Origin of the sequence: Halosaccharopolyspora lacisalsi (genome assembly GCF_014137975.1) — a bacterium.
In the GTDB taxonomy this organism is placed as follows: domain Bacteria; phylum Actinomycetota; class Actinomycetes; order Mycobacteriales; family Pseudonocardiaceae; genus Halosaccharopolyspora; species Halosaccharopolyspora lacisalsi.
In genome coordinates, this window is sequence record NZ_JACGWZ010000001.1 from 623,476 (window position 1) to 646,578 (window position 23,103).

Consider the following 23,103-nt stretch of genomic DNA (forward strand, 5'->3'; position numbering starts at 1 on the left):
GGCCGTCGTGGTGTGACCCGATCCGAACTTGTTAGGCATACTGCCGGATGTGCCTGTACCACGTTTCGTGAGTGTGCTGTCCGGCCTGCTGCTCCTGCTTCCCGTGGCCGGTTGTGGATTGGTCGACAGTGGACCTTCGGCGAAGGACGTCGCCGCGGCATTCCTGGCCTCCTTCGCCTCCGGGAACAACGCGGCCGCCGCCGATCGGACCGACGCCCCGGAGACCGCACGGCGGTTGCTCGACACGACCCGCGAGGAGTTGTCGCCGAAGTCGGTCAGCGCGTCGGTGACCGGGGTGGACGAGGGTTCCGACCAGCAGTCCACCAAGGCCCGTTTCGACGTCTCGTGGCGCTTCGGTCAGGGCCGGGTGTGGAAGTACAGCGGTTCGATGGAGCTCAACGAGGGAAAACGGGGCTGGAAGGTGCACTGGCGACCTTCGGTGATCCACCCGAAGCTCGCCGCGCAACAGACGCTGGATTTCCGTGAGCAGCATCCGAAGCCGGCCCCGATCCTGGGCCGCAACGGCGTGCGGATGATGGGGCCGGAGGAGCTCGTGCGGGTGACCGTCGTGCCCGGCCAGGTTGGTGGTGACCTGCCCGGAGTGGCGGAGAAACTGGCTTCGGGGCTCGAGGAGGTGGCTCCCTCGGTCACTTCGAAGGGCATCGTCGACGGCGCCAAGGCCACGCCACCCGACCAGGCCTACACGGTGGTGACGCTGCGCCGAGCCGACTACGGGAAGGTGAAGTCGCGCATCTACGAACTGCCCGGCGTGCGCTTTCCGACCACCACCCAGCTGGTCTCCTCCGAACAGAACTACGGCTCGCAGGTACTGCCCGGCGTGGCCGAGCACCTCGACGAGCGGGTCCACGGCACGGCGGGTTGGAGCGTGGTCACCCGCAACGTCGCCGGAGCCGAGGTGCGGACCCTGCACAAGGTGCCGCCGAAACCGGCCGAGGCCGTGAAAACCACCCTCGACGACCGGGTGCAGAGGGCCGCGGAGAAGGCCGTCGACCCGATCGGCAAGAGCGCGATGATCGTGGCGATGCAGCCCTCCAGCGGGGATCTGCTCACCGTGGCCCAGAACGCCGCCGCCGACCGCGCCGGTGCCGTGTCGTTGACCGGACAGTACCCGCCCGGGTCGACTTTCAAGATCGTCACCGCGCTCGCCGCGCTGGAGACGGGACGGATGAACCTCGACACGCCGGTGGAGTGTCCCGGCACGACGGTCATCGGCAACCGGCTGATCCCGAACTCGCACGAGTTCGATCTCGGTACGGTACCGCTGCGCACCGCGTTCGCGCAGTCCTGCAACACGACTTTCGCCCACATCGCGGCGGACCTGCCCTCGGGAGCGCTGAGCAAGGCCGCCAAGCAGCTCGGTCTCGGTGCGGATTTCGTGACCCCGGGCATCACCACGATCACCGGGGAGGTGCCGACCACCGACGACAGGATCCAGCGCGCGGCGAACGGTTTCGGGCAGGGCACCGTGCTGGCCAGTCCGTTCGGCATGGCCCTGGTCACGAGTTCCGTGATGCGGGGCGAGATGGTCACGCCGAAGCTGATTCGGGGCGAGAAGACGGAAACCGGAGCCTCCCCGTCCGCGCCGTCGCGCAGTTCCCTGGACCAGCTCCGCACCATGATGCGGGAGGTCGTCACCGGTGGGACCGCCACCGAGCTCAAGGGGATGGGCGAGGTCGCGGGAAAGACCGGGACCGCCCAGTTCGGCGACGGCACTCGTTCGCACGGCTGGTTCGTCGGGTACCGGGGTGACATGGCCTTCGCGGTGCTGGTGACGGATGCGGGCAGTTCGGAGAGGGCGGTGGCGGTCGCACGGAGTTTCCTGGAGAACACGTAGTGCTTTCGCTGTGCTACTTTGTGGCGCGCGACTCGCCCCCCGCCGTCGGTGACGGCCCATTCCGGTGAGTACCCCGTCACGAGGAGCGGTGTTGATCTACTTCGATTCCTCCGCGCTGATCAAACTGATCACCGCGGAGCCGGAGAGCAAGGCGCTGAGCGAGTGGGTTCGCGGCAACTCGCGACGGTCGAGGACGACCAGCGCGGTGTCGAAGGTCGACGTGATGCGCTCCTTCAAGGGGAGAGGGCCCGCCGTCGAGGACCTGGCCTCGATCGTGCTTTCCAAGATCGACCAGTTGCCGGTCCAGCAGGAGATGCTCGACATCGCGAGCCGGATGCGCTGCCCGGTGGGGTCGGTGGAGGCGATCCACCTGGCCACCGCGTCGATGATGCACGGTGCCCTGCACGCGTTCGTCTCCTACGATCCGGTGGTGCTGGAAGCGGCGCGCGAGGGCGGCCTGACCACGGTCTCACCCGGGGCCACCCTCGCGTAGCAGGTGTGTCGAGGGCTCGTGCCGTGTGTGATTCGTCATGACAGCTGCATCGCGGTGGCCAGCCGGTCAAGTTCGCGTGTCACGAGGTTTTAGAGTGAGGGTATGCCGGTACGATCCCCGTTGAAGCCAGGTGAGCAGACCCCCCGCCGCGAGGTCCCGTCCTCGATCGAACGTCCCGAGTACGTCGGTCGAGAGGCGCCGCGGCGCAACACCGACCCCGACGTCCAGCCGCCCGAGGTCATCGAGGCGATGCGGGTGGCGGGCAAGCTCGCCGCGCAGGCCCTGGCCGAGGCGGGCAAGGCCGTGCGACCGGGCGCCACCACCGACCACATCGACGCCGTGGTGCACGAGTTCTTCGTCGACAACGGCGTGTACCCCTCGACGCTGGGGTACCGGGGTTTCCCGAAGTCGTGCTGCACCTCGTTGAACGAGGTCATCTGTCACGGCATCCCGGACTCGACGGTCATCCAGGACGGCGACATCGTCAACGTCGACGTCACCGGCTACATCAACGGGGTGCACGGGGACACCAACGCCACTTTCCAGGCCGGTGAGGTCTCCGAGGAGGCGCGGCTGCTGGTGGAGCGCACCCACGAGGCCACCATGCGGGGGATCCGGGCGGCCAAGCCCGGGCGTCAGCTCAACGTGATCGGCCGGGTCATCGAGTCCTACGCCAAGCGCTTCGGCTACGGCGTCGTTCGCGACTTCACCGGTCACGGGATCGGTCGTTCCTTCCACAGCGGGCTGGTCATCCTGCACTACGACGAGCCGTCGGTGCAGACGGTCATCGAGCCGGGGATGACGTTCACGATCGAGCCGATGATCACGCTGGGCACTCACGAGTACGACATGTGGGACGACGACTGGACGGTCACCACGCTGGACAAGAGCTGGACCGCCCAGTTCGAGCACACCATCCTGATCACCGAGGACGGCAACGAGATCCTCACCCAGCTCTGAGGCGCGCGTCGGGTAGGCTGCCGCCCGGCCTGCCCGACCCGCTGGAGTGAGGGACCGTGTCCGAGGAGTCGCCGCCCGAGATCGAAGCCCCCGCCGTCGGCGCCAGTGTCGTCCGCTACCGCCGGGGGTGGGGAATGCTCGTGGGAGCGCTCCTCCTGCTGGCGTTTCCCGGTCTCTTCCTCTGGTACATCCTCGATCCGAGTATTCGACACGGACAGTCCGCGACCGGTATGGCGTGGGGGTTCTTCATCATCTTCGGGGTAATCATGGTCCCGACCGGCTTGATCGTGCTGGTGATGAGCGTGCGGGTGCTTTTCGAGACCGTGAGCGTCTACGTTGATGACACCGGAATCTGGTGGGACGCGGGAACCTATTTTGCGGTGATCCGCTGGAGCGGAATTCGGTTCATACGTGCTCATGTTTCGAACAATTCTCCGGACGGCGGGGGTGGAGAGGCCAAAGTCGAGGGCGAATCCAAATCCGGGCGTGAAGTCAAAACCGGGAACGTCGAGATTTTTTTCTTCGAGGGTGCGGTCGGGGATCAGCACAGTTCACTCCCTCCGGCGGGTCGTGAACAATCCGCGGGCGGGCAGCATGACCAGCTGTTTGGTCGCTTGTTCAAACTGCCGGATTTGCGAGTTCAGCGACGTTTTTTGGCGGCAGTGCGATCCTACCGCTCCGACCTGGTCGCATGATGTGGCCACTCCTGCTCGGGAGTGGCCACATTCTTAGTCGCGCTGTCGCTCAAGCTCTCGCATGCGTTTTCGGGCAGCCTTTTTTGGGTCTTTCCCCTGTCTGCGCTGTCCGTTGCGGCGGGCCTCCTTGCGGTCGGCGCGGTTCTGTCTGATCTGGCGGTAGAATTCCCTGTCTTTTTCCTTCTTCGCCGCGCGCTCCTCGGGCGTGCCGTAGATCTTCTCCCAGAACTTGCGCTGCTCCTCCTGGGAGAACGACCAGACCACCGATCTGGAGAACACCCACAGCGTCGGGAAGATGAAGACGAAGGTGGTCGCCGTCCAGATCCAGCCGGCAGCACCGGGAGAGATTCCCGTGGACTGGTGGTACTCCACGTTCTCTGAGCTGACGATGCGGCCACCGCCGTCGCTCACCAGGACACGTTGGGGTGTGCCGATCTCCTCGGGTGTGAAGAGATTGAAATCCACGGTAGCTCGCCACGTCCCACCGGTCCCGTCCTGCTGGAAGACGGCCGTGCAGTTCCAGTTGTTGCCGAATCCGCGCCAGGAGATCGGCCCCTTGTTCTCGCAGGAGCGCACGTGGGCGATGGCATTGGTTTCGCTGTAGCCGGCCTGGAGGGAGAAGACGATGGTCAGGTTGAGCAGGAGCAGTACGACGACGACGAGGAAACCGGCGAGCATCTTTCCGAGTCGGATGGCGAGATCGTCCGATTGGAGGTTCACTGTTAATCCTTGTTCTGCTTCGCGTCGTCGTCGCCGTCGTCGAGCTTGGCCGTCTCCTTGACGGTGTCCGTGGCCAGCTTGGTCGCACCTCCGTCCGGTCCCATCTGAAGGTGGGGTTGGAAGAGATCCCCCTTCATCCACGGCTTGAATTCGCTGCCGCCTTGCGCGAATCCTCTCTTGGCCATGCTCCCGGTCGTGGTGCTGGGGGCGATGTGGCGAGCAGCGTCGGCGGCATTTTGATCGGTAAGTGCCTTTTGCGAACCGACGTTGGTCAAGTTGCCTTCGGGTGGATTGCTGAGCAGGCTGAAGAACTCGTCGATCGACTTCCGGACCGATGTCGCCGCGGAGCCGAGCTTGTCGAGGTTGCTCCACAGGTCGTGGAGGACCTCGCCGAGCTTTTTCATCCATCCGGAGATCTTGTCGGCCCATTGCAACGCGAGTCGAACCGCGTCGGCGATGGCTCCACCGATGGCGATCCCCGCCGTGGCCACGGAAGCCGCCAACCACCGCAATGCCGCGGCGGCGATATCGCCGACGGCCGTCGCGATGAGGTCGCGGACGATGCCACGCACCGCCCCCACCACGGTCCCGGCACCTTCGACGGCGCCCTTCATGCCCTTGCCCGCGGCGGCAAGGGCCTCGATGTGCTTGGTGAGTTCGGAGGCCATCTTCCGGTAGGCGTCACCGGCCTTGCCCTCCCAGTCTGTGGTGGCCGCTGCCGCACCGCGGTACTGCTCGGCTACGTCCTCGACCTCCTTGCCGACCTTTCCCAGGTGCTGGCCATACCGGCGATCTCGTCCGGATCGCCCATCAGTGCGTCGAACGCATCGCGGAGGAACCAGACGTGTTCGATCAGCCAGCCGACCCCCCAACTGGCCAGTGTTCCCAGCGGGTCCGCAGCCACCCCGACCGCGTCGATGCCGAGGCTCATGGCGCTGAGCCCGGCGGTGTCCCAGTCGCCGTTGACGATCGCTTTGTAGCTCGAGACCGCGTTCTCGGCTCCGCCACCACCGCTGGCGAAGTTGTCGACGTTTTTCTCCTCGTTCTGCTTCTGAACTTCGTTGGTGTCGACCACCAGGTCTTGTTCCGTCGTCATGGGTTCCGGAGCCTCTCGAGGAGCTGGTCGTTCTCGTCGTCGGTCTTCTCGTAGGTGGTCGCCGCGTCGTCGAGGGCGGTGCCCAGCTGGTGCATCGACTTCTCACCGGCCTCGATCACGTCCTTGACGACCTCGGCCTGCGTGATCGTCGCGCTGGCCAGGAACTGCCCGAAGACGCCGAAGGCGTTGCTGGACATGGCGGTGCTGGCGGCACCGTGGGCGGTGCCGATGCGGTCGCCGTACCCCTGGACCTCACCGGCGTGCCTGCGGATGGAGGGGACGTCGGCGCGGAAGCCGTCTCCGCCGCTGGGCGCTGTCATCGCGGGAAACCTCCCCGGCCGGGCTGGTCGAAGTCGTCGTCCTCGTCGGCGGATTCGCGCCGGTGCCGGGATTCGGAGGAGGTCGTCTCGTCCTCGTCGGCGCCGTCTCCGGCGTAGCCGTGGGGCAGATTGCCGCGGACGAAGTCCAGTGCCTCGCCCTCGCCGACGAAGTCCTGCATGACCTGCATCATCTGTCCGGCGGCGTCGCGCTGGGCCCGCTGGGCGCACTCCATGATCGAGGAGGCCAGTCGTTCGGGGTGGGGGTGCGGGAAACCCCTCCCGAAACTGATGCCCTCGAGGGCACCGCTGCTGTTGACCTTGACGGTGACCTGCTCGTCGGAGGAGGTCGCGGTGCCGCCGAGCTGGGAGAGCTGCTCCTTGGCCTGGTCGGTCTTCTCGCGGACCTGCTGGAGTTTGGCGTCGTACTGACTCAACCAGTCGTCGGGATTCACGGGGCTCCGTTCGTCGTGTGGAGGTTCGTCACAGGGGATGATCTCGTCGGAGAAGGGTAATGGTTACCCCGAGTCCGGTGGCGCCACTGCGACGAGTCGATCCAGGGGCCCGCTGTGTCGTGAACCACCGACGCTCGCCCGTCGTGCCGGGAGGTCACCGCGCATGGGGTAGGAAAGCGGTCGTGAACGCACTGCTGGTGGCCGGGACGACTTCGGATGCGGGCAAGAGCGTGCTGGTGGCCGGGATCTGCCGCTGGCTCGCGCGCCGCGGATCCGAGGTCGCGCCGTTCAAGGCCCAGAACATGTCGAACAACTCCGTGGTCACACCGGGCGGAGGTGAGATCGGGCGAGCTCAGGCGGTCCAGGCCGCCGCCGCCGGTGTCGAGCCGAGCGTGCGGTTCAACCCGGTGCTGCTCAAGCCCGGCAGCGACCGCCGGTCGCAGGTGGTGGTGCTGGGTCAGGTGGCCGGTGAGGTGACCGCGATGTCCTATCGGGACCGCAAGGCCCCCCTGCTGGAGACGGTGACCTCCACGCTCGACGGGTTGCGCGCGGAGTACGACTACGTGGTCTGCGAGGGAGCGGGGTCACCGGCCGAGATCAACCTGCGTGCCCAGGACATCGCGAACATGGGGCTGGCCCGCGCCGCCGACCTTCCGGTGCTGGTCGCCGGTGACATCGACCGCGGTGGGGTGTTCGCCCAGCTCTACGGCACGCTCGCGCTGCTCGATCCGGCCGACCAGGCGTTGGTCAGCGGTTTCGTGGTCAACAAGTTCCGCGGTGACCCCGCGTTGCTGGAGGACGGGTTGACCCGGATCAGCGCGCTCACCGGTCGCCCCGTTCACGGTGTGCTGCCGTGGGCGGAGGAGCTGTGGCTGGACGCCGAGGACTCGCTGTCGTACGTGGCCGATGGTGTGATCGGGCGGCCGGCACCGCCGGTGGGGCGGCAGTGGTTGCGGGTCGCCGTGCCGCGCCTGCCCCGGATCTCCAACGCCACCGACGTCGAGGCGCTGGCCGCCGAACCGGGTGTGTCGGTGCGCTTCGTCACCGAACCCTCCCGGCTGGCCGATGCCGACCTCGTGGTGCTGCCCGGTTCGAAGGCCACGGTGTCCGATCTGGACTGGCTGCGCGAGACCGGCCTGGCCGATGCCGTCCGCGAGCACGCCGCGGCTGGACTGCCGGTGGCCGGAGTCTGCGGTGGTTTCCAGATGCTGGGGCACCGGATCACCGATGGCGTGGAGTCCGGTGGCACCGTCGACGGGCTCGGCCTGCTGGACCTCGAGATCGGCTTCGCGTCCGCGAAGACGCTGGGCAGGCCGACCGGGACGGCGCTGGGGGAGTCCGTGACCGGCTACGAGATCCACCACGGCGCGGTGGTGCGTCGTGGGGGAGGACTGCGCCCCCTGGTGCAGCTCGACACCGGCGAGGAGGAAGGCGGGGTTGCGGGGTCCGTGGCGGGCACGCACTGGCACGGGCTGTTCGAGAACGACGGATTCCGCCGGGAGTTCCTGCGCTGGGCGGCGAACCGGGCGGGGCGCAGCGGCTTCGCTCCGGCTTCGGAGACCTCGTTCGCGGCGCTGCGCGAGAGTCAGCTCGACCTGCTCGGCGATCTCGTCGAACGCCACCTCGACACCGACGCCCTGCTCCGCCTGCTCGACGGCGGCGCCCCCGCCGGCCTGTCCTCAGTCTGATCGTGAAAGCTCAGTGAACGGGATCGGCCTCGTCGTTCCGGCCGATCTGGGTGAGCAGTTCCTCCAGGAATCCGCCGGCCTCGGCCGCCGCCGTGGCCGGGTCGCCGTCGCGGACGGCGTTGAGCAGGTCGGTGTGTGACACGGCCTGCTCCGGAGGGGTGTCCGAATCCACTGTGGAGGCGATGCTGGAGCGCACGGCCTCGCTGATGCCCTGGTAGAGCTCCACGAGCGCGGGATTGTGGGAGGCGCCGACCAGCCGCAGGTGGAACAGGCTGTCGTGCTCGATCATCCGTTCCCGATCCCGTTCGTGGATCGCGGCTTCCCGCGCGTCGAGGATCTCCCTCAACTCGTCCACGTCGGTCTCGGTGCGAGCCGTGGCGGCCAGCCGTGCGCTTTCCACTTCCAGCGCGCGACGTACCTCCAGGACCTGGCGCAGTTCCGAGTCGCAGAGCCGCCGCACGGCTCCGGACAGCTCACTGGTGGCGCGGACGAACGTGCCGTCTCCCTGTCGGACTTCGAGCAGCCCCGCGTGCGCGAGCGCCCGGACGGCCTCGCGCACGGTGTTGCGCCCGACGCCCAGCGCGTTGACCAGCTCGGCCTCCGGGGGAATGCGTTGGCCGAGCGGCCATTCACCGGAGGTGACCAGCTCGCGCATCTGCGCGATGACCTGATCGACCAGGCCCGTCCGTGTGGTTGTGACCAAGGGCACCGGGAGATCCTTTCATCCAAACATCCTACGTTTGCCATACTAGTGCCTGATGGTTCCCGAGTCACGCCCCCAATCCGTCCCCGACACCATGACCGATCAGGGTTCCGACTTCGCCGCACCGACTGCCGAGGCAGGACCGAGCCGGCGGTCCGTCGCCGGCGGCGGCCTGCTGCTGACCGGGGTGGCGCTGGCGGCGGCGAACATGCGCCCCGCCGTGACCAGCCTCGCTTCCGTGCTGGGGGAAGCACAGACCTCTCTCGGAGCGAGCGCGACGTGGGCCAGTGTCGTGACCTCGGTGCCCACGCTGTGCTTCGGCGTGGCCGGGATCGGGGCGCCGCTGTTGGCGCGGCGTTGGGGGATGAACAAGGTCGTGGGCACGGCGCTGGCCGTGCTGACGACCTCGCTGCTGCTGCGCGTGCTGGGTGGGCCGTGGACGGTGATGGCCGGAACGGTGCTGGTCTGCGGCGCCATCGCCATGTGCAACATCCTCATCCCGGTCGTGGTCAAGGAGTCCTTCCCGAACCGGGTGGGCGTGGCCACCGGCGTGTACACCACCGCGATGGCGGCGGGTGGTTCGCTCGGTTCGGCCGTGACTCCCTGGCTGCGGACGAACGAGGGGAGCTGGAAGCTCGCACTGGCCACCTGGTCCGTCCTGGCGCTGGCGGCTTTTCTGGTCTGGGTACCGGCCACACGCCACCGGGCCGCGAGCGGCCCGAGCCCGGCGACCACTTCCACCACGACCCGCTCCCTGAAGAGCAGTCCGCTGGCCTGGGCGGTCACCGTCTACTTCGCCATGCAGTCGCTGACCGCCTACGTCGTCATGGGGTGGCTGCCCGAGGTGTTCAAGGGCGCCGGAATGGACGGTGGCACGGCGGGAGCGCTGCTCGGCTTGCTGTTGCTGATCGGCGTGCCGACCAGCATGGCCCTGCCGCCGCTGGTGACCAAGACGCGGAGCCAGTCCTGGTGGGCGGCCGGACTGGCGGTGACCGCGATCTCCGGTTTCCTCGGGCTGCTGCTGGCGCCGATGGCCGCGCCGCTGGTGTGGGCGCTGCTGATCGGCGTCGGTATGAGCGCCTTCCCGCTGGCCCTGACGTTCATCTCGCTGCGCACCAACAACGCGGCCGAGACCGGCCGGCTCTCGGCGATGGCCCAGAGCATCGGTTATCTCATCGCCTCGGCGGGACCGTTCCTGTTCGGTGTGCTGCACACCCTGACCGGCGGATGGAACACGTCGCTGACCGTGCTGCTCGGGGTGCTGGTGCTCCAGGCCCTCGTCGGGATCTTCGCGGGGCGTCCCCGCACGGTCTGACCCGGGTGGCGAGCGGCCGGTTTCGCGCGAAACCGGGTTTCGAAGCTTGCGCCGGGGGCGCCCGTGGTTTCGTTTCTTGTTTCGGTTTCGCGCGAAACCGCGGAAGTCCCCCGGCGCGTGCGGCCGTACCAGCAGCGGTGCCGTCAGATCAGGCCCAGCTCCAGCATGGCGTCGGCGACGCGGGTGAAGCCCGCGATGTTGGCGCCGGCCACGTAGTCGCCCGGCATCCCGTACTGCTCGGCGGTGTCGTGGCACCGCGCGTGGACGTCGCGCATGATCTCCTGGAGCCGCTTCTCGGTGAACTCGAAGCTCCAGCTGTCCCGCGAGGCGTTCTGCTGCATCTCCAGGGCGGAGGTCGCCACGCCGCCCGCGTTGGCGGCCTTGCCGGGGCCGAATGCGATCCCGGCGCTCCGGAAGGCCCGCACGCCCTCCGGCGTGGTCGGCATGTTCGCCCCCTCGCCGACGGCGACACAGCCGTTGGCGACCAGGGTCTCGGCGTCCCTGCCGTTGATCTCGTTCTGGGTGGCCGAGGGCATCGCCACCTCGCACGGCACCTCCCACACCCGCTGCCCTTCGAGGTACTTGGCTCCGGGCCTGCGTTCGGTGTAGGCGCTGATGCGCTCGCGCTCGACCTCCTTGAGCTGGCGGACGAGCTCGACGTCGATGCCGTTGGGGTCGTGGATGTAGCCGCTCGAGTCCGAGCAGGCCACCACGACACCGCCGAGCTGGTGCACCTTCTCCATCGTGTAGATCGCGACGTTGCCCGATCCGGAGACCACGGCCCGCTTGCCGGAGAACGAGGTCCCCCTGGCCCGCAGCATCTCGTCGACGAAGAACGCGCACCCGTAGCCGGTGGCCTCCGTACGCACGCGCGCACCTCCGAAGGGGAGGTTCTTGCCGGTGAGCACCCCGGACTCGTAGCGGTTGGTGATCCGCTTGTACTGGCCGAACAGGTAGCCGACCTCCCGGCCGCCGACCCCGATGTCACCGGCGGGCACGTCGGTGTACTCACCGAGGTGGCGGTGCAGCTCGGTCATGAAGCTCTGGCAGAACCGCATGATCTCGCTGTCGGAGCGCCCCTTGGGGTCGAAGTCCGCACCACCCTTGCCACCGCCGATGGGCAGTCCCGTCAGGGCGTTCTTGAAGACCTGCTCGAAGCCGAGGAACTTCACGATCCCCTGGTAGACCGAGGGGTGGAAGCGCAGCCCGCCCTTGTACGGACCGAGCGCGCTGTTGAACTCGACCCGGAAGCCGCGGTTGATGTGCACTTCGCCGTTGTCGTCCTCCCACGGTATGCGGAAGGTGATCTGCCGTTCCGGTTCGCAGATCCGCTCGATGATCTTGTTCTCGGCGTACTCGGGGTGTTTGGCCAGAACCGGCCCGACGCTCTCCAGGACTTCGCGCACCGCCTGGTGGAACTCGGTCTCACCCTGGTTACGGTGGATGACTTCGTCGTAGATCGGTTCCAGTCGTTCGTGTAGCACCGCTAGCGGCCCCTTCCTTGGCGGGAATTTCCCGTCAGCGTCGCTTGCGGGAGCCACGATCGCTACCCGTTGTCGACGTGAGAGTTCTCATGGAATTTTCTTTCCATGATAAGAAAGTCACTCGGCTAGCGGTAGGTTCAGCAGCGCGTTCTCGACGAGTTCGGGCATGGCGGGGTGGATCCAGTACTGGCCGCGCGCCATCGAACGCGCGTCGAGTCCGAACTGCATCGCCTGGATCAGCGGCTGGATCAGCGTCGACGCCTCAGGCCCGATGATGTGAGCACCGAGCAGCCGCCCGCTGTCGGGATCGGCCAGCACCTTGGCGAACCCGGTCTCGTCCTCCAACGCCCAGCCGTAGGCTACTCCGCCGTAGTCCTGGATGGACGTAACGTATCGCACATCGGTGGCTCGGGCTTCCTGCTCGGTCAGCCCGACCGAGGCGATCGGCGGGCCGGAGAACACCGCGTGGGGCACGACACTGTGGTCGGACTCCACCGGCGAGTCCGGGTACAGCAGGTTGTGCTGCACGACGCGCTCCTCGTGGTTGGCGACGTGCTTGAGCTCGTACTGACTACTGACGTCCCCGAGCGCCCACACGCCCTCGACCGAGGTGCGCTGCGTCGAGTCGACCTTGATCTTGCCGTCGGCCGCGGTCTCGACACCTCCGGCCGCGGTATCCAGCAGATCGGAGTTCGGCCGTCGGCCGGTCGCGATCAACAACTCCTCGGCCTCGACGGTCTCGGCCCCCTCGGGGCCGTTCAGATGCAGTCGGATCGTCTCGCCCAGTTGCTCGATCCGCTTCTCCACGCGATCCGGTCGCACGTCCCAGCGTCGATGGGCGATCTCGGTGAACCGCTGCGAGATGTCGACGTCCTCGGCGCGCAGCACCTGGCCGGAACGGCCGATCAGGGTGATCTCGACGCCGAGCGCGGAGAAGATGTGGGCGAACTCGGTCGCGACGAAACCGGTGCCCAGGATGATCAACCGCCGGGGCAGCCGTTCCAGCCGCATGACGGTGTCGCTGGTGTGGTAGTCGACCGACTCGATGCCGTCGATGTCCGGCACGATCGGCCTGCCTCCCGCGGCCACGACGAAACGGTCGGCGGTGATGACCTCGGGGCCGTCGGGGGTGTCCACGGTCAGTTCCCGGAGGTCGGTGAACCGCCCTGGGGCCTCGTAGACGGTGACGTTGGCGTTGTCCTCGATCCGGTAGCGCCTGCCGCCGGAGGCGATGGCGTCGATGCGCCCGAAGACGCGGTCGCGGATCTCCTGCCAGCGCACCTCGCCGAGTTCGAGCCCGACCCCAAGCTTCTCCCCCTGCTGGGGAGCTTCGGCGACGTCGGCGGTGTGCACGAACATCTTGGTCGGGATGCACCCGACGTTGAGGCAGGTGCCGCCGTAGGCACCGTTGGGGCCGATGCCCTTCTCGACGATCGCCACGTTCCAGTCGTCGAAGCGCTCGTCGAGGATGCCGTTACCGGAGCCGGTACCGATGATGACCAGATCGAAGTGCCGCACGTGCCCGTCCTAGCTCGGTGGTGGTGTCGCTCCGTTCAACCCGGCGACCCCATCGGGGATTCCCTCCGGAGCCGCGCTCGCGGGTGCCGCCGGGTTGCCGAGTCGACCTACCCGCTCGATGCGTGGATCAGTGGGCGTAGGTCGGGACGATCATGGCCCGCGCGAGGGTGTGGAAGGCCAGCGTGAAACTGACCACCGCCGGGCTGGTGTTGTCGTCGACGCCCAGCTTCTCGATGTCCACGGCGTGCACCACGAAGTAGTAGCGGTGCGGACGGTCGTTGGGCGGCGGAGCCGCGCCGCCGAAGGCCCGCTCGCCCATGTCGTTGGGCACGTGGAAGCTGCCGGCGGGGATCCCGCCGCCGCTGCGGTTTCCCGCGTTGGTGGCCAGCTCGGTCACCGAGCTCGGCAGGTCGACGAGCACCCAGTGCCAGAAGCCGCCGGGGATCGGTGCGTCGGGGTCGAAGCAGGTGACCACGAAGCTCCGGGTCTCCTCGGGGAAGTCGCGCCAGCTCAGCTGGGGTGAGACGTCGTCGCCCCCGGCGCCCATGCCGTCGTAGGCGTGCTTGATCGACATCGGCTCGCCGTTGGCGACGTCCACGGAGGTGACAGTGAACTCGTCTGCCTTCGGCAGCAGCGTGTAGGGGTCGGGATCGATGGGGCGCTCAAGGCTCATCGCGGTTCCTCCTCGTCGAGGTGGGCGGGTTCGCCGGGCGAGTTCGGTGCCTTCGACACCGGCCCTTCCACCCTAGTGGCCGTACGGATGGGATTCTTGTGGGCGGGCATGGTGATCGAACGGGAGGGTTCGTGGACTTCTTCGAACGGACATTCACTCAGCCGGTCATGGCGATCCTGCGGGGCATGGAGCCGGACCGGACCGTTGAGTTGGCCGAACGGGCCTGGCAGCTGGGCATCGACCTCGTCGAGGTACCCATCGAGGCCCCGCGAGCGCTGCCGTCGCTGCGCGCGACCGTGCAGGCGGGCGCGGATCGGGGCCACCGGGTGGGGGCGGGCACCGTGATCACTCCCGAGCAGGTGCGCACCGCCTCCGAGGCCGGTGCCGCCTTCACCGTGGCTCCCGGACTGGACGCGGAGGTGGTCGACGAGTGCCGGCGGTGGGACCTGCCGCACCTGCCTGGCGTGTCGAGCCCCACCGAGATCCAGCACGCCCACCGGCTCGGTCTGGAGTGGGTCAAGGCCTTTCCGGCCTCGGTGCTGGGGTCCTCCTGGTTCGCCGCGATGGGCGGTCCCTTCCCGGGTACGCGCATGGTGGCCACCGGAGGGATCAACGCGCACAACGCGCCCGAGTACCTGCGAGCCGGTGCCTCGGCCGTGGCCGTCGGTTCGGCGCTGGAGGACCCCGAGCAGCTTCCGGCGCTGGCCGAGCTCGCCGGCACTCGGGAACGGGGCGAGGACGCCGTCTCCCGAGCGTGATTCCCGTGTCCGACACACACTCGACCGAGTGAAAAGCACTACACGATCGGGTTGTCCTGGCCAGCTTGCGGGGAATGACGCCTCGCTGCGCGGTCGTCGATCGCGGAGACTGTCCGTCGTGGACATCCAGTCGAGCCGGAAGGGCCGGTGACCGGCCTCCGGAGGAGGTGTGTCGACATGCGACAAAGTCTGCGTCGGATGCGCGGCGTGACGGGACTGCTCGCGGTGGCGACCCTGGGGTCGGCGCTGTTGGCGACGAGCGCGAACGCGAGTGGCCCGGAGGCGCCACCGAGCACCTTGGCATCGGCACCGATCGTCGGTGGTCAGCCCGCCCAGATCGAGCGACATCCGTGGGCGGTGTACCTGGTCGACGAGCAGGGCCGGCAGTTCTGCGGCGGTACGCTCGGCAGTTCGAACAAGGTCATCACGGCCGCTCACTGCGTTCAGGGGAACACCTCGCCGCGGGCGATCCGGGTGGTCGCCGGGCGTGAGGACAAGCGAACCGATGCCGGCACCGTCGCCGACGTCACCGGCACCTGGGTGCACCCCCGGTTCGAGAGCCCGTTTCAGGGCGCCGACGTCGCGGTGCTGACCCTCGACCGCAAGGTCTCGCAGCGGGCACTGCCGATCGCCACCCGGAAGGACCGGCGGCTCTACGAGTCCGGCACGCGGGCCACGGCGCTCGGCTGGGGTGCCACGGTCGAGGGTGGTGCGGCCTCGACGATCCTGCGCAAGGCCGAGCTGCCGGTGGTTTCCGACAAGGGTTGCTCACAGGCCTACCCGCAGCGCTACTCCGCGCGGTCGATGGTGTGCGCCGGGTATCGACAGGGCGGAGTGGACAGTTGCCAGGGTGATTCCGGTGGTCCCCTCGTGGCCGACGGCAAGCTGATCGGCATCGTCTCGTGGGGACAGGGTTGTGGGAGGCCGGGCAATCCCGGTGTCTACACCCGCGTCCTGACCTACACCGACGAGATCTCCCGACAGCTCGACTCGTCCGCCACCGCGGCCTGACCTCGGTGGTCAGCCGGCAACGAGCCCCACCGAGATCGTCAGGAACGCCGCGGCGCTGACCATGTCCAGCGACTGCGACACCCTCGGGTGTCGCAGTTTGCTCGCGATGCGGGAGGCGGTGAGCACGATGGTGACCTCCCAGACGGCGGCCGTGACCAGGAAGACGACGCCCAGCATCATCAGCTGCATCACGGGTCGGGCGGACCCGCCGACGAACTGGGGCAGGAAGGCCAGGCTGAACAGCAGCATCTTCGGGTTGGTGATGCTGGTCAGCAGTCCGCGCAGGTAGGGATTGGCGTTGTCTGCGGGTGGGGTCTCGAAGTCGTCCCGGCTGGTTTCCCTGCGCGCCAGCCACAGTCCCCGCAGGATCGTGCCGGCGAGGTACACCAGGTACGCGGCACCGACCCACTTCAGCACCGACAGCACTCCCGGGTTCCGCGTGACCAGGGCTCCGAGCCCGGAGATCACGGCCGCGACCTGGACGAAGCTGGCGGTGTGGATGCCGGCGAGGGCGAGCATGCCCTGCCGCCGACCGGAGCGCAGTGACGTGCGCAGCAGCAGGAACGCGTCCACTCCGGGCGTGAGTACGACCACCGCGCTGGCGAGCAGAAACGCCGGCAGGGTGGTGAAGTCCAGGAGCATGACGGTCCTTTCGTGGTGAGTCACCTGCTTGGTCACCGGATCGGGGTCACCGGGTCAGGGACGATGTGTCACCCGTCCGAATGAGATCGCGTCCTCCCGTCTCAGCAACGATCATGAGGGGATAGCGCTCGCCGACGGATGACGAATGGCCAACTGCGTTGTTGACAGCAATATTTCCCGTGTAGGTCCATGATAACGAAACTTATTGCTGTATTGCTGTGAGTTGCGCCTCGTGTTTGTCGGGTGACGCATCGACTACGGTGTGCCGTCGGCAACGGTGACGAATTCCGGAGGAGACGCGCGGTGCGGCACGGCGGTAAGCGGAAGGCGGGCGAAGCATCGGGGTGGGCACTGCTGCGCGGGGTACTCGTGGCCGCGATGGCGGTCGTGCTGGCCGGGGTACCCGGAGTGGCACCCGCGGCCGAATCCCGGGCGCAGGCGCGGATCGTGGGCGGAACACCCACGTCGACCGACCGCTACCCCTGGATGGCCGCCCTCGTCGAGACCTCGGGCCGCCAGTTCTGCGGCGGCACGCTGGTACGCCCCACCAAGATCGTCACGGCCGCTCACTGCACGTTCGAGACCGGTACCGACCGGTCCCGGGCGCCGAGCTCCTTGCGAGCGGTGCTCGGCCGCACCGACCTGAGGAAGCAGGGGGGAGTGGTCGCCGAGATCGAGCACGTCTGGGTGCACCCGGACTACCGTGGCTTCACCGAGGGCGCGGACGTGGCGGTGCTCACCCTGCGCGCGCCGGTGCGGCAGCCGACACTGCCGATGGTGGGGGCCACCGACACCGCGCCGTACCGGCCGGGCACGCGAGGGCAGGTGTTGGGATGGGGCCGTACCAGTGAGTCCGGAGATCCCTCGCCGGTACTTCGTGGGGTCCGGATCCCGGTCAACGGCGATGCCGAGTGCGCGAACGCCTATCCCCGGTTCGACTCCGCCGAGATGTTCTGCGCGGGAGCGCCCGGGGGCGGCCACGACGCTTGCGCGGGCGATTCAGGCGGTCCGTTCGTGGTTGGCGGTCGCCTCGTCGGGGTGGTCTCCTTCGGCACCGGCTGCGGGCGCCCCGACTACCCCGGGGTCTACACCCGGCTGGCCGGCTACGTCGACGACGTCGCGGCCCAGCTGTGAACCGGCCTCGCGGTTGATCGAGCTATAGGTCGGCGCGAACCCCGGCCTTCGGGCCGGGGATGAGTCGATCTCGAATGGTTGTCGGTGAGCACTCGTAGGGTCGCACTGCGAAGGGAGGTGATCGGCCGTGCAGTTGCGGTACCGATACCGGCTCCATCCCACCGAGCAGCAGCGCCGAGCGCTCGCCCAGGCGTTCGGAAACGCCCGTGTGGTCTGCAACGAGGCAGTACGGGCGCGCCGCGACGCTTACTGGCAGGGCGAGGCGTTCCCGACCGGCCCCGTGTCGTCGAAGCGGTTGATCACCGACGCGAAGCGCATCGACGAGCGCGGGTGGCTGGGCGAGTGCTCGAACATCGTGCTCCGGCAGGCCATCCGATTGGCCAGCAACGGGTTTCCGTCCGGGGCAACGGCACGCTCCGACCGGCCCGCACCGGAGAGACGTGAGAGTCGCCTGGTCGTGGGACCTGCTCAGCGCGCCGAGTTCGGTCACGACCGTTAAGACCGCCGACGAGCGGTACTTCGCCAGCTTCGTGGTTGAGGTCGGCGATGAGACCCGACCTCGCGCGGTGGACGAACACGGCCAGGACCACGCCCTCGGCCTGTCCGCGTCCGCCGTGGACCAACACGGCCACGCCATCAGCAGCAACCCCGGTTCCTGCGCCGCGCCGAACGCAAACTCAAGCGGGCACAGCGGGAGTTGTCTCGTCAGCAGAAGGGCAGCAACAACAGGGCAAAGGCTCGACGGAAGGTGGCCCGGCAGTACGCCGAAGTCGCTGACACACGGATGGACTGGCTGCACCGGGACACGACCGTGCGCACCTGGCAGTGCCGGTGTGGAGCGGCCCACGACCGCGACACCAACGCCGCGAAGAACACCTCGCCGCGGGGCGCGTGCGGAGGGGCTGAACGCCCGTGGAGGCGAGGTGAGACCCCGCATCGGGGCGGTTGCCGACGAAGCAGGAAGCAGGTGCGACCCCGCGAGGTAGCAGCGCTCCGTACGCGGCATGAGCCGCGTGCAGAATCCCCACCGCTCACGGCGGGGAGCACGTCAAGCGGTACAACTGCGGACATGTCGAAACAGGGTCGTAGTGGTCTGGTGATTCCGGTCCCCGAAGCGGACGAGCTGCTGAGCTCGGTGGCCGAGGAGTACCCGTCGGCGGTGCGGGAGGGAGTTCCCGCCCACGTTTCCGTGCTGTATCCGTTCGTGCCCGTCGCCGAGATCGACGATGCGGTGATCGAGACGCTGGCCGGGCTGTTTCGCGCGCAGCCGCCGTTGCCGGTGACGTTCGGGTCCTGTCATCGCGAGGAGGGGTTCGTGTTCCTGCGCCCCGAGCCGCTCGACGGGGTGGCGGAGCTGACGGCGGACACGCGGCGGCACTGGCCCGAGGTCGTGCCCTACGAGGGTGCCTACGGTGCGGTCGAACCGCACCTGACGGTGACCATGAAACAGTCCCGGGACACCGCCGCGGCCATCGAGCGCGACACAGCGGAGTGGCTTCCGATCACGGCCGAGCTCCGGGAGGCCTGGCTGGTGACCTTCACCGACCGGTGGGACCTCCACACCCGCTTCTCCTTCGGGAAGGCGGCGTAGCCGGCTCAGCACTCGGCGGTCGCGGCGGACGGTCCCGGGGTCGGCAGGGCGCGGAACTCCTGCGAGACCAATGTCAGCCATCGAGCCTCGGCGGCGAAGTCGGTCTCGGTGACGGTGGAGACCGCCGCCCGGTCGGACGGCCGGACACCGGCCCGGTAGCGCTCCAGGGCGGTGGTGATCTCGGCCGCCTCGGCTGCGGCGGACCGGCGCGGAGCCTCGGGATCGTCCCGGAACGGTCGCAGGACCATCAGTCCGTCCCGGATGCCGATCACTCGCCGGTACAGCCGCAGCGACATCGCTCGGCGCGGTAGCGCCGCGTCGACCGGTGCGGCGGTGCCCACTTCGGGGACGTGCTCGCTCAGCGCCCGCCACAGCGGGTCGAGGTGCCGGTACCGCCGGCGATCGCCGAACCAGCGCGACACCGTCCCGACCCGCGGTCCGAGGGTGGGCAGTGCGGCGCCGACGAGGATGGCCAGCACCGACAGCGCGGGCATCCCGATCGCGAAGGTGCATCCGACGGTGGCGAAGGCCGAGGGGCAGTACGGTTCGGCGGCCGTGCCGGTGACGACCTCGGTGAGCACCCCGGCGGTCTTGTCGATCACGTAGCTGATGCCCAGCAGGGCGCCGAGCGAGAGCATGATCATACCGGCGCGCAGCCAACCGCGCGTGTGCCGCAGGGACCGCAGGGCCAGCCACGACAGGTCGAGCAGTGCCGCAGCCAGGTACGCCGCGTACGTCAGGGTGTAGACCGTCAGGGTGGGCTGGCTGCGGTAGAGGCCGGTGAAGATCCCCAGTCCCGGCGGCAGCCTGCTGGCGAAGAACATGACCACCATCACCACCACGGCGACAACGAGCGCGATCAGCCGAGGGCGCACCCGGGAGGGGACCTGCTCGTCGGGGCAACCGATGTAGAGCATCAGGTGCAGGAAGCCGAAGGCGGCGACCAGGGTGCACACGTTGGACAGCAGTCGGCCGAGTCCGGGGTGGAGTTGACTCTCCAGTTGCTGGGCGATCGGTGCCAGTGCGACGAACGCGCTCCCCAGGGCCAGACAGCTCACCATGAGCGGGATCTCGGTCGGTCGTTTCCCACGCCGGTACATCCACGAGCGATAGCCCGCGACGGCGAAGCAGATCACCGCTGTGGTGAGAAACAGCGCACTGGTGTTCATCGACTAGCTTCCGAAGACGTACTCGAGACGGGAAAGACGCCGGGCCGTGGGCGAGCTGGTGTCGTCGACGACCACCTGCGTGCGGTGGTGCAGCGCCCGCTGGTGCAGCAGCGTGGCGATGAGTTCGGCTTCCTGCTCCTCGGTGGTCGTGCTCACCCGGTCCAGCAGGTGCACGAACGCCGCGGGAGCCAGATCGGGAGCCAGGCGCTGGGCCTCCTGCTCGGAGAGCACGCAGCGCCCTCGGTGCGCGCTGATCAGGTGGCCGATCTCGTGCAGGATGATGTGGTCCTGGTGCACCGTGCTGGTGTTGCCCGGGTAGGCGATCACGTCGTGGTCGGCGTTCGCGTGCCACGCGCCCGAGCTGTCACCGGCCTTCCAGGACACCTCGCACAGGTCGATGTCGCGCCCGCGGTGGTGTTCCAGCCGGTCGAGGAACTCGTTGACGTGCCAGGGAGCGGGAAGACCGACCGCGGCGACGAGCGCGCGGACCCGGGACTCGCAGCGTCGACGCAACCGAGCAGGGCTCACGGGGGGACTCGTTTCTTCCGGAGTTTCCGCGAGCGGGTGGGGCGCCTGTCGGCAGCACGCGGGTGTCCCACCCGCCGCAGTGGCGGTGTTCATGCTCTCACGTCTCGTCGCCACCGGGTTTACGTCGTCCACGCCGCTCACGGGGCTGTTGTTCGTAGCTGTGCAGGGTGTCGACGAGGTTCGAGACCGTCCGGCGCCCCCGGGCGTCGAGCGTCATCACCCGTTCGGCGATGTTGCGGGTCTCGTCGTCGGCGTAGCGCACCAGCTCGCCGATCTGGGCGTCGACCCGCTCGGCCACCTCCTCGTCGAGGAAGTAGCTCGCCGGGACGCCGAAGAAGTCGGCCAGCGCCTCCACGTGATGGATGCGGGGGAAGGGCTGCTTGCCCTTGGCGAGCTGGTTGATGTAAGCGGCGGTCATCGCCCCGGCGTGGTGCCGGATGCCGGCCTCGATCTCCCGGTAGCTGTAGGCACCCCGGTCCGGTGGGTGCACGGTCGCGATGAGGTGGGCGAGCTTGTCGGAGAAGGACCGTTTGTGCTGATGCGACTCGCTCATTCCCGACCCCCGGTATCGCCGTGCTGCCCGCGCGGTAACACGTGTTCGGCATCAGCATAGTAGGTACGTTGACAGTTGGCACGTGCACTGTAAACATGTGAATACGGCACGGGCAGGGGTGTTCCCCTGCGGTGGCCGGGGTGCCCGGTACGTGGGGGTGTACCGGGCACCGTGCCTGTTCAGCCGGTGATCTCCCGGAGCAGCCGGTCCTGCTCGCCTGCGCCGAGGAACGAGGCGCGCACCGAGTTGGCGGCGAACTCCCGAAGCGCGGCGTCGTCGAATCCGAGCTCCTGGCGCACGGCGTGGAAGTTGTCCCCGACGTAGCCGCCGAAGTAACTCGGGTCGTCGGAGTTGAGCGTGGTGAGCACTCCGGTGTCCACCAGTCGCGGCAGGCAGTGTTCGTCCAGTGTGTCCACGCAGCGCAGCCGCACGTTGGAGAGCGGACACACCGTCAGCGGAACCTGGTCACGAGCGATCCGCCTGAGCAGCGCGGTGTCCTCGACGGCGCGGATGCCGTGGTCGACGCGGTCGACCCCGAGCACGTCCAGCGCCTGCCACACGTACTCCGGTGGCCCCTCCTCGCCCGCGTGCGCGACCAGGCGCAGTCCCGCCTCGCGGGCGCGGTCGAACACGGGCGCGAAGGCGTCGGGCGGGAAGCCGGCCTCGGCGGAGTCCAGGCCGACACCGGTGAGCTTGTGCGCGTGCGGCAGCAGCTCGTCGAAGGTGGCCATCGCGCTGTCGGGACCGTGGTCGCGCAGGAAGCAGGCGATCAGCCTGGTGGTGACGCCGAACCGCTGCTCGCTGGTCGCCAGCGACGCCTCCAGCCCGTCGAGCACCGTCTCCAGCGCCACGCCCCGCGTGGTGTGGGCCTGCGGGTCGAAGAAGATCTCGGCGTGGCGCACGCCCTGCTTCCGGGCGCGGTCGAGGTAGCTGTCGGTGAGGTCGGTGAAGTCCTGCCGCGTGCGCAGCACGTCCATGCCCGTGTAGTACAGGCCGAGGAACGACTGGAGGTCGCTGAAGTCGTAGCGCCGCCGCAGGTCGGCGACGTCGGCGTAGGGCAGCGTGATGCCGTTGCGCCGGGCGCACTCGAACGCCAGCTCCGGCTCCAGCGCCCCCTCGATGTGCAGGTGCAACTCCGCCTTCGGCACCGTCAGCGCCGTGTCCTCGGGACTCACCGTGTCTCCTCGTCGTGGTCACGCCCGCTCTTGGCGGGCTCGGCCGTTCGGACAGGAGGACCAACCTACCGGTGGCGCCACGGGTTCGTTGCGAGTAGGGCTTGTGATTTTTCTGGTATGCTCACTCTCCGAGAATGGAGCACACTACCCAGTACTCGTCCTCTTCCGAGGTCACTCCGCATGCCGCGCTGCCGTCCGTGGCCATCGCGACGAATTCGGGTTGCCCGGGAAAAGCGGTTAATTCTTGCGCGAGTCGAATGCTGGGGGAGAGTTGAACGCGTGCCCAGGGGAGGCGAAAGGAGCCTGGTGCGCTGATGCTGACCAAAAAAGATCCGTCCGGATTGATTATTTTTTTGTCGTGGGCGTGCGTGAGCCATTCTTGGTTTACTTGTTCGAGTGCGTCGTCCGCGTCTTCGGCGATGGTGGCGCTGGGGCGGATTTCGAGATTCGACACGGCCTTCCAGGCCTGTTCCGGATCGGGGATTTGTGCGTTTGTTTCCGGGCCGATAACCGCAAGTCCTGCTTTTTTGACTTTTTGGTCGCGTTCCGCTTCTGTGATGGTGTTCATTG

Annotated in this window: 26 protein-coding genes and 1 pseudogene; 12 read left to right on the top strand and 15 right to left on the bottom strand. The window is 68.1% G+C overall.

The annotated features are described in order from the left end of the window. Positions 1–49: 49 nt before the first annotated feature. The 4 genes from FHX42_RS03055 (at position 50) to FHX42_RS03070 (ending at position 4,003) form a co-directional block, all read left to right on the top strand. Positions 50–1,855 (top strand): penicillin-binding transpeptidase domain-containing protein, encoded by a 1,806-nt coding sequence (locus FHX42_RS03055; protein ID WP_182542623.1) that lies wholly within the window; start codon positions 50–52, stop codon positions 1,853–1,855. 91 nt (positions 1,856–1,946) lie between these two features. After that, a complete protein-coding gene (locus FHX42_RS03060; protein WP_182542624.1) occupies positions 1,947–2,348 on the top strand; it encodes a type II toxin-antitoxin system VapC family toxin in 402 nt (133 codons plus the stop codon). Positions 2,349–2,450: 102 nt separating this feature from the next. Continuing rightward, positions 2,451–3,308: a type I methionyl aminopeptidase gene (map, locus tag FHX42_RS03065; protein ID WP_182542625.1), complete on the top strand. Its 858-nt coding sequence runs from the start codon at positions 2,451–2,453 to the stop codon at positions 3,306–3,308. Between the two features lie 56 nt (positions 3,309–3,364). Further along, positions 3,365–4,003, top strand: coding sequence for a hypothetical protein (locus FHX42_RS03070; RefSeq protein WP_182542626.1), 639 nt, complete (start codon positions 3,365–3,367; stop codon positions 4,001–4,003). 33 nt (positions 4,004–4,036) lie between these two features. Here the strand turns inward: FHX42_RS03070 and FHX42_RS03075 are convergent, their stop codons facing one another. The 5 genes from FHX42_RS03075 to FHX42_RS03090 all read right to left on the bottom strand — a co-directional run bounded on the left by FHX42_RS03075 (position 4,037) and on the right by FHX42_RS03090 (position 6,591). Beyond that, complete coding sequence (locus tag FHX42_RS03075; RefSeq protein ID WP_328795869.1) at positions 4,037–4,723, bottom strand: DUF6346 domain-containing protein; 687 nt, start codon at positions 4,721–4,723, stop codon at positions 4,037–4,039. A 2-nt stretch (positions 4,724–4,725) separates the two neighbouring features. Further along, on the bottom strand, positions 4,726–5,391 hold the full coding sequence (locus FHX42_RS26240) for a hypothetical protein (RefSeq protein WP_235986882.1): 666 nt from the start codon (positions 5,389–5,391) through the stop codon (positions 4,726–4,728). Between the two features lie 71 nt (positions 5,392–5,462). Then, positions 5,463–5,819, bottom strand: coding sequence for a hypothetical protein (locus FHX42_RS26245; RefSeq protein ID WP_235986883.1), 357 nt, complete (start codon positions 5,817–5,819; stop codon positions 5,463–5,465). After that, positions 5,816–6,139 carry a type VII secretion target gene (locus FHX42_RS03085; RefSeq protein WP_182542627.1) on the bottom strand — a complete coding sequence of 108 codons (324 nt, stop codon included), beginning with the start codon at positions 6,137–6,139 and terminating at the stop codon, positions 5,816–5,818. The genes FHX42_RS26245 and FHX42_RS03085 overlap by 4 nt, the downstream gene beginning before the upstream one ends. Beyond that, entirely contained in the window at positions 6,136–6,591 is a 456-nt protein-coding gene (locus FHX42_RS03090) for a YbaB/EbfC family nucleoid-associated protein (RefSeq protein ID WP_182542628.1), read from the bottom strand. Before FHX42_RS03090 ends, FHX42_RS03085 begins: the two co-directional genes overlap by 4 nt. Before the next feature lie 182 nt (positions 6,592–6,773). Here FHX42_RS03090 and FHX42_RS03095 point away from each other — a divergent pair, with 182 nt between their 5' ends. Continuing rightward, positions 6,774–8,279, top strand: coding sequence for a cobyric acid synthase (locus tag FHX42_RS03095; RefSeq protein WP_182542629.1), 1,506 nt, complete (start codon positions 6,774–6,776; stop codon positions 8,277–8,279). Positions 8,280–8,289: 10 nt separating this feature from the next. On the opposite strand, the gene FHX42_RS03100 is transcribed toward FHX42_RS03095, so the two are convergent. Next, on the bottom strand, positions 8,290–8,988 hold the full coding sequence (locus tag FHX42_RS03100; protein ID WP_182542630.1) for a FadR/GntR family transcriptional regulator: 699 nt from the start codon (positions 8,986–8,988) through the stop codon (positions 8,290–8,292). A gap of 49 nt (positions 8,989–9,037) precedes the next feature. On the opposite strand from FHX42_RS03100, the gene FHX42_RS03105 reads away from it, so the two are divergent. Beyond that, positions 9,038–10,297 (top strand): CynX/NimT family MFS transporter, encoded by a 1,260-nt coding sequence (locus FHX42_RS03105; protein WP_182542631.1) that lies wholly within the window; start codon positions 9,038–9,040, stop codon positions 10,295–10,297. A gap of 143 nt (positions 10,298–10,440) precedes the next feature. On the opposite strand, the gene gdhA is transcribed toward FHX42_RS03105, so the two are convergent. From gdhA to FHX42_RS03120, 3 genes are all read right to left on the bottom strand, one after another. Next, positions 10,441–11,781, bottom strand: coding sequence for an NADP-specific glutamate dehydrogenase (gene gdhA, locus FHX42_RS03110; RefSeq protein WP_182542632.1), 1,341 nt, complete (start codon positions 11,779–11,781; stop codon positions 10,441–10,443). A 117-nt stretch (positions 11,782–11,898) separates the two neighbouring features. After that, positions 11,899–13,299, bottom strand: a complete 1,401-nt coding sequence (locus tag FHX42_RS03115) for a mycothione reductase (protein ID WP_182542633.1) — start codon at positions 13,297–13,299, stop codon at positions 11,899–11,901. Between the two features lie 127 nt (positions 13,300–13,426). After that, on the bottom strand, positions 13,427–13,972 hold the full coding sequence (locus tag FHX42_RS03120) for a YbhB/YbcL family Raf kinase inhibitor-like protein (protein WP_182542634.1): 546 nt from the start codon (positions 13,970–13,972) through the stop codon (positions 13,427–13,429). 131 nt (positions 13,973–14,103) lie between these two features. On the opposite strand from FHX42_RS03120, the gene FHX42_RS03125 reads away from it, so the two are divergent. After that, positions 14,104–14,730 (top strand): bifunctional 4-hydroxy-2-oxoglutarate aldolase/2-dehydro-3-deoxy-phosphogluconate aldolase, encoded by a 627-nt coding sequence (locus tag FHX42_RS03125; protein WP_328795870.1) that lies wholly within the window; start codon positions 14,104–14,106, stop codon positions 14,728–14,730. Between the two features lie 177 nt (positions 14,731–14,907). Beyond that, positions 14,908–15,741 (top strand): S1 family peptidase, encoded by an 834-nt coding sequence (locus FHX42_RS03130; protein ID WP_182542635.1) that lies wholly within the window; start codon positions 14,908–14,910, stop codon positions 15,739–15,741. Between the two features lie 9 nt (positions 15,742–15,750). On the opposite strand, the gene FHX42_RS03135 is transcribed toward FHX42_RS03130, so the two are convergent. After that, positions 15,751–16,419 (bottom strand): LysE family translocator, encoded by a 669-nt coding sequence (locus FHX42_RS03135; protein ID WP_328795871.1) that lies wholly within the window; start codon positions 16,417–16,419, stop codon positions 15,751–15,753. Between the two features lie 267 nt (positions 16,420–16,686). Here FHX42_RS03135 and FHX42_RS03140 point away from each other — a divergent pair, with 267 nt between their 5' ends. The 4 genes and pseudogenes from FHX42_RS03140 to FHX42_RS03150 all read left to right on the top strand — a co-directional run bounded on the left by FHX42_RS03140 (position 16,687) and on the right by FHX42_RS03150 (position 19,108). Next, complete coding sequence (locus FHX42_RS03140; protein WP_328795872.1) at positions 16,687–17,517, top strand: S1 family peptidase; 831 nt, start codon at positions 16,687–16,689, stop codon at positions 17,515–17,517. 127 nt (positions 17,518–17,644) lie between these two features. After that, complete coding sequence (locus FHX42_RS25790) at positions 17,645–18,016, top strand: helix-turn-helix domain-containing protein (RefSeq protein WP_220479460.1); 372 nt, start codon at positions 17,645–17,647, stop codon at positions 18,014–18,016. A gap of 198 nt (positions 18,017–18,214) precedes the next feature. Beyond that, positions 18,215–18,262: pseudogene (locus FHX42_RS26250) on the top strand (hypothetical protein); the annotation flags it as partial. A gap of 324 nt (positions 18,263–18,586) precedes the next feature. Beyond that, complete coding sequence (locus FHX42_RS03150; RefSeq protein WP_182542636.1) at positions 18,587–19,108, top strand: 2'-5' RNA ligase family protein; 522 nt, start codon at positions 18,587–18,589, stop codon at positions 19,106–19,108. Between the two features lie 5 nt (positions 19,109–19,113). On the opposite strand, the gene FHX42_RS03155 is transcribed toward FHX42_RS03150, so the two are convergent. The 5 genes from FHX42_RS03155 to FHX42_RS03175 form a co-directional block, all read right to left on the bottom strand. Beyond that, on the bottom strand, positions 19,114–20,277 hold the full coding sequence (locus FHX42_RS03155; RefSeq protein ID WP_182542637.1) for an MAB_1171c family putative transporter: 1,164 nt from the start codon (positions 20,275–20,277) through the stop codon (positions 19,114–19,116). Positions 20,278–20,280: 3 nt separating this feature from the next. Further along, a complete protein-coding gene (locus tag FHX42_RS03160; protein WP_182542638.1) occupies positions 20,281–20,805 on the bottom strand; it encodes a hypothetical protein in 525 nt (174 codons plus the stop codon). Positions 20,806–20,902: 97 nt separating this feature from the next. Next, positions 20,903–21,358, bottom strand: a complete 456-nt coding sequence (locus FHX42_RS03165) for an XRE family transcriptional regulator (protein WP_182542639.1) — start codon at positions 21,356–21,358, stop codon at positions 20,903–20,905. A gap of 179 nt (positions 21,359–21,537) precedes the next feature. Further along, positions 21,538–22,533 carry an adenosine deaminase gene (locus FHX42_RS03170; protein ID WP_328795873.1) on the bottom strand — a complete coding sequence of 332 codons (996 nt, stop codon included), beginning with the start codon at positions 22,531–22,533 and terminating at the stop codon, positions 21,538–21,540. Between the two features lie 121 nt (positions 22,534–22,654). Further along, positions 22,655–23,101 (bottom strand): hypothetical protein, encoded by a 447-nt coding sequence (locus FHX42_RS03175; protein WP_182542640.1) that lies wholly within the window; start codon positions 23,099–23,101, stop codon positions 22,655–22,657. Positions 23,102–23,103 lie beyond the last annotated feature (2 nt).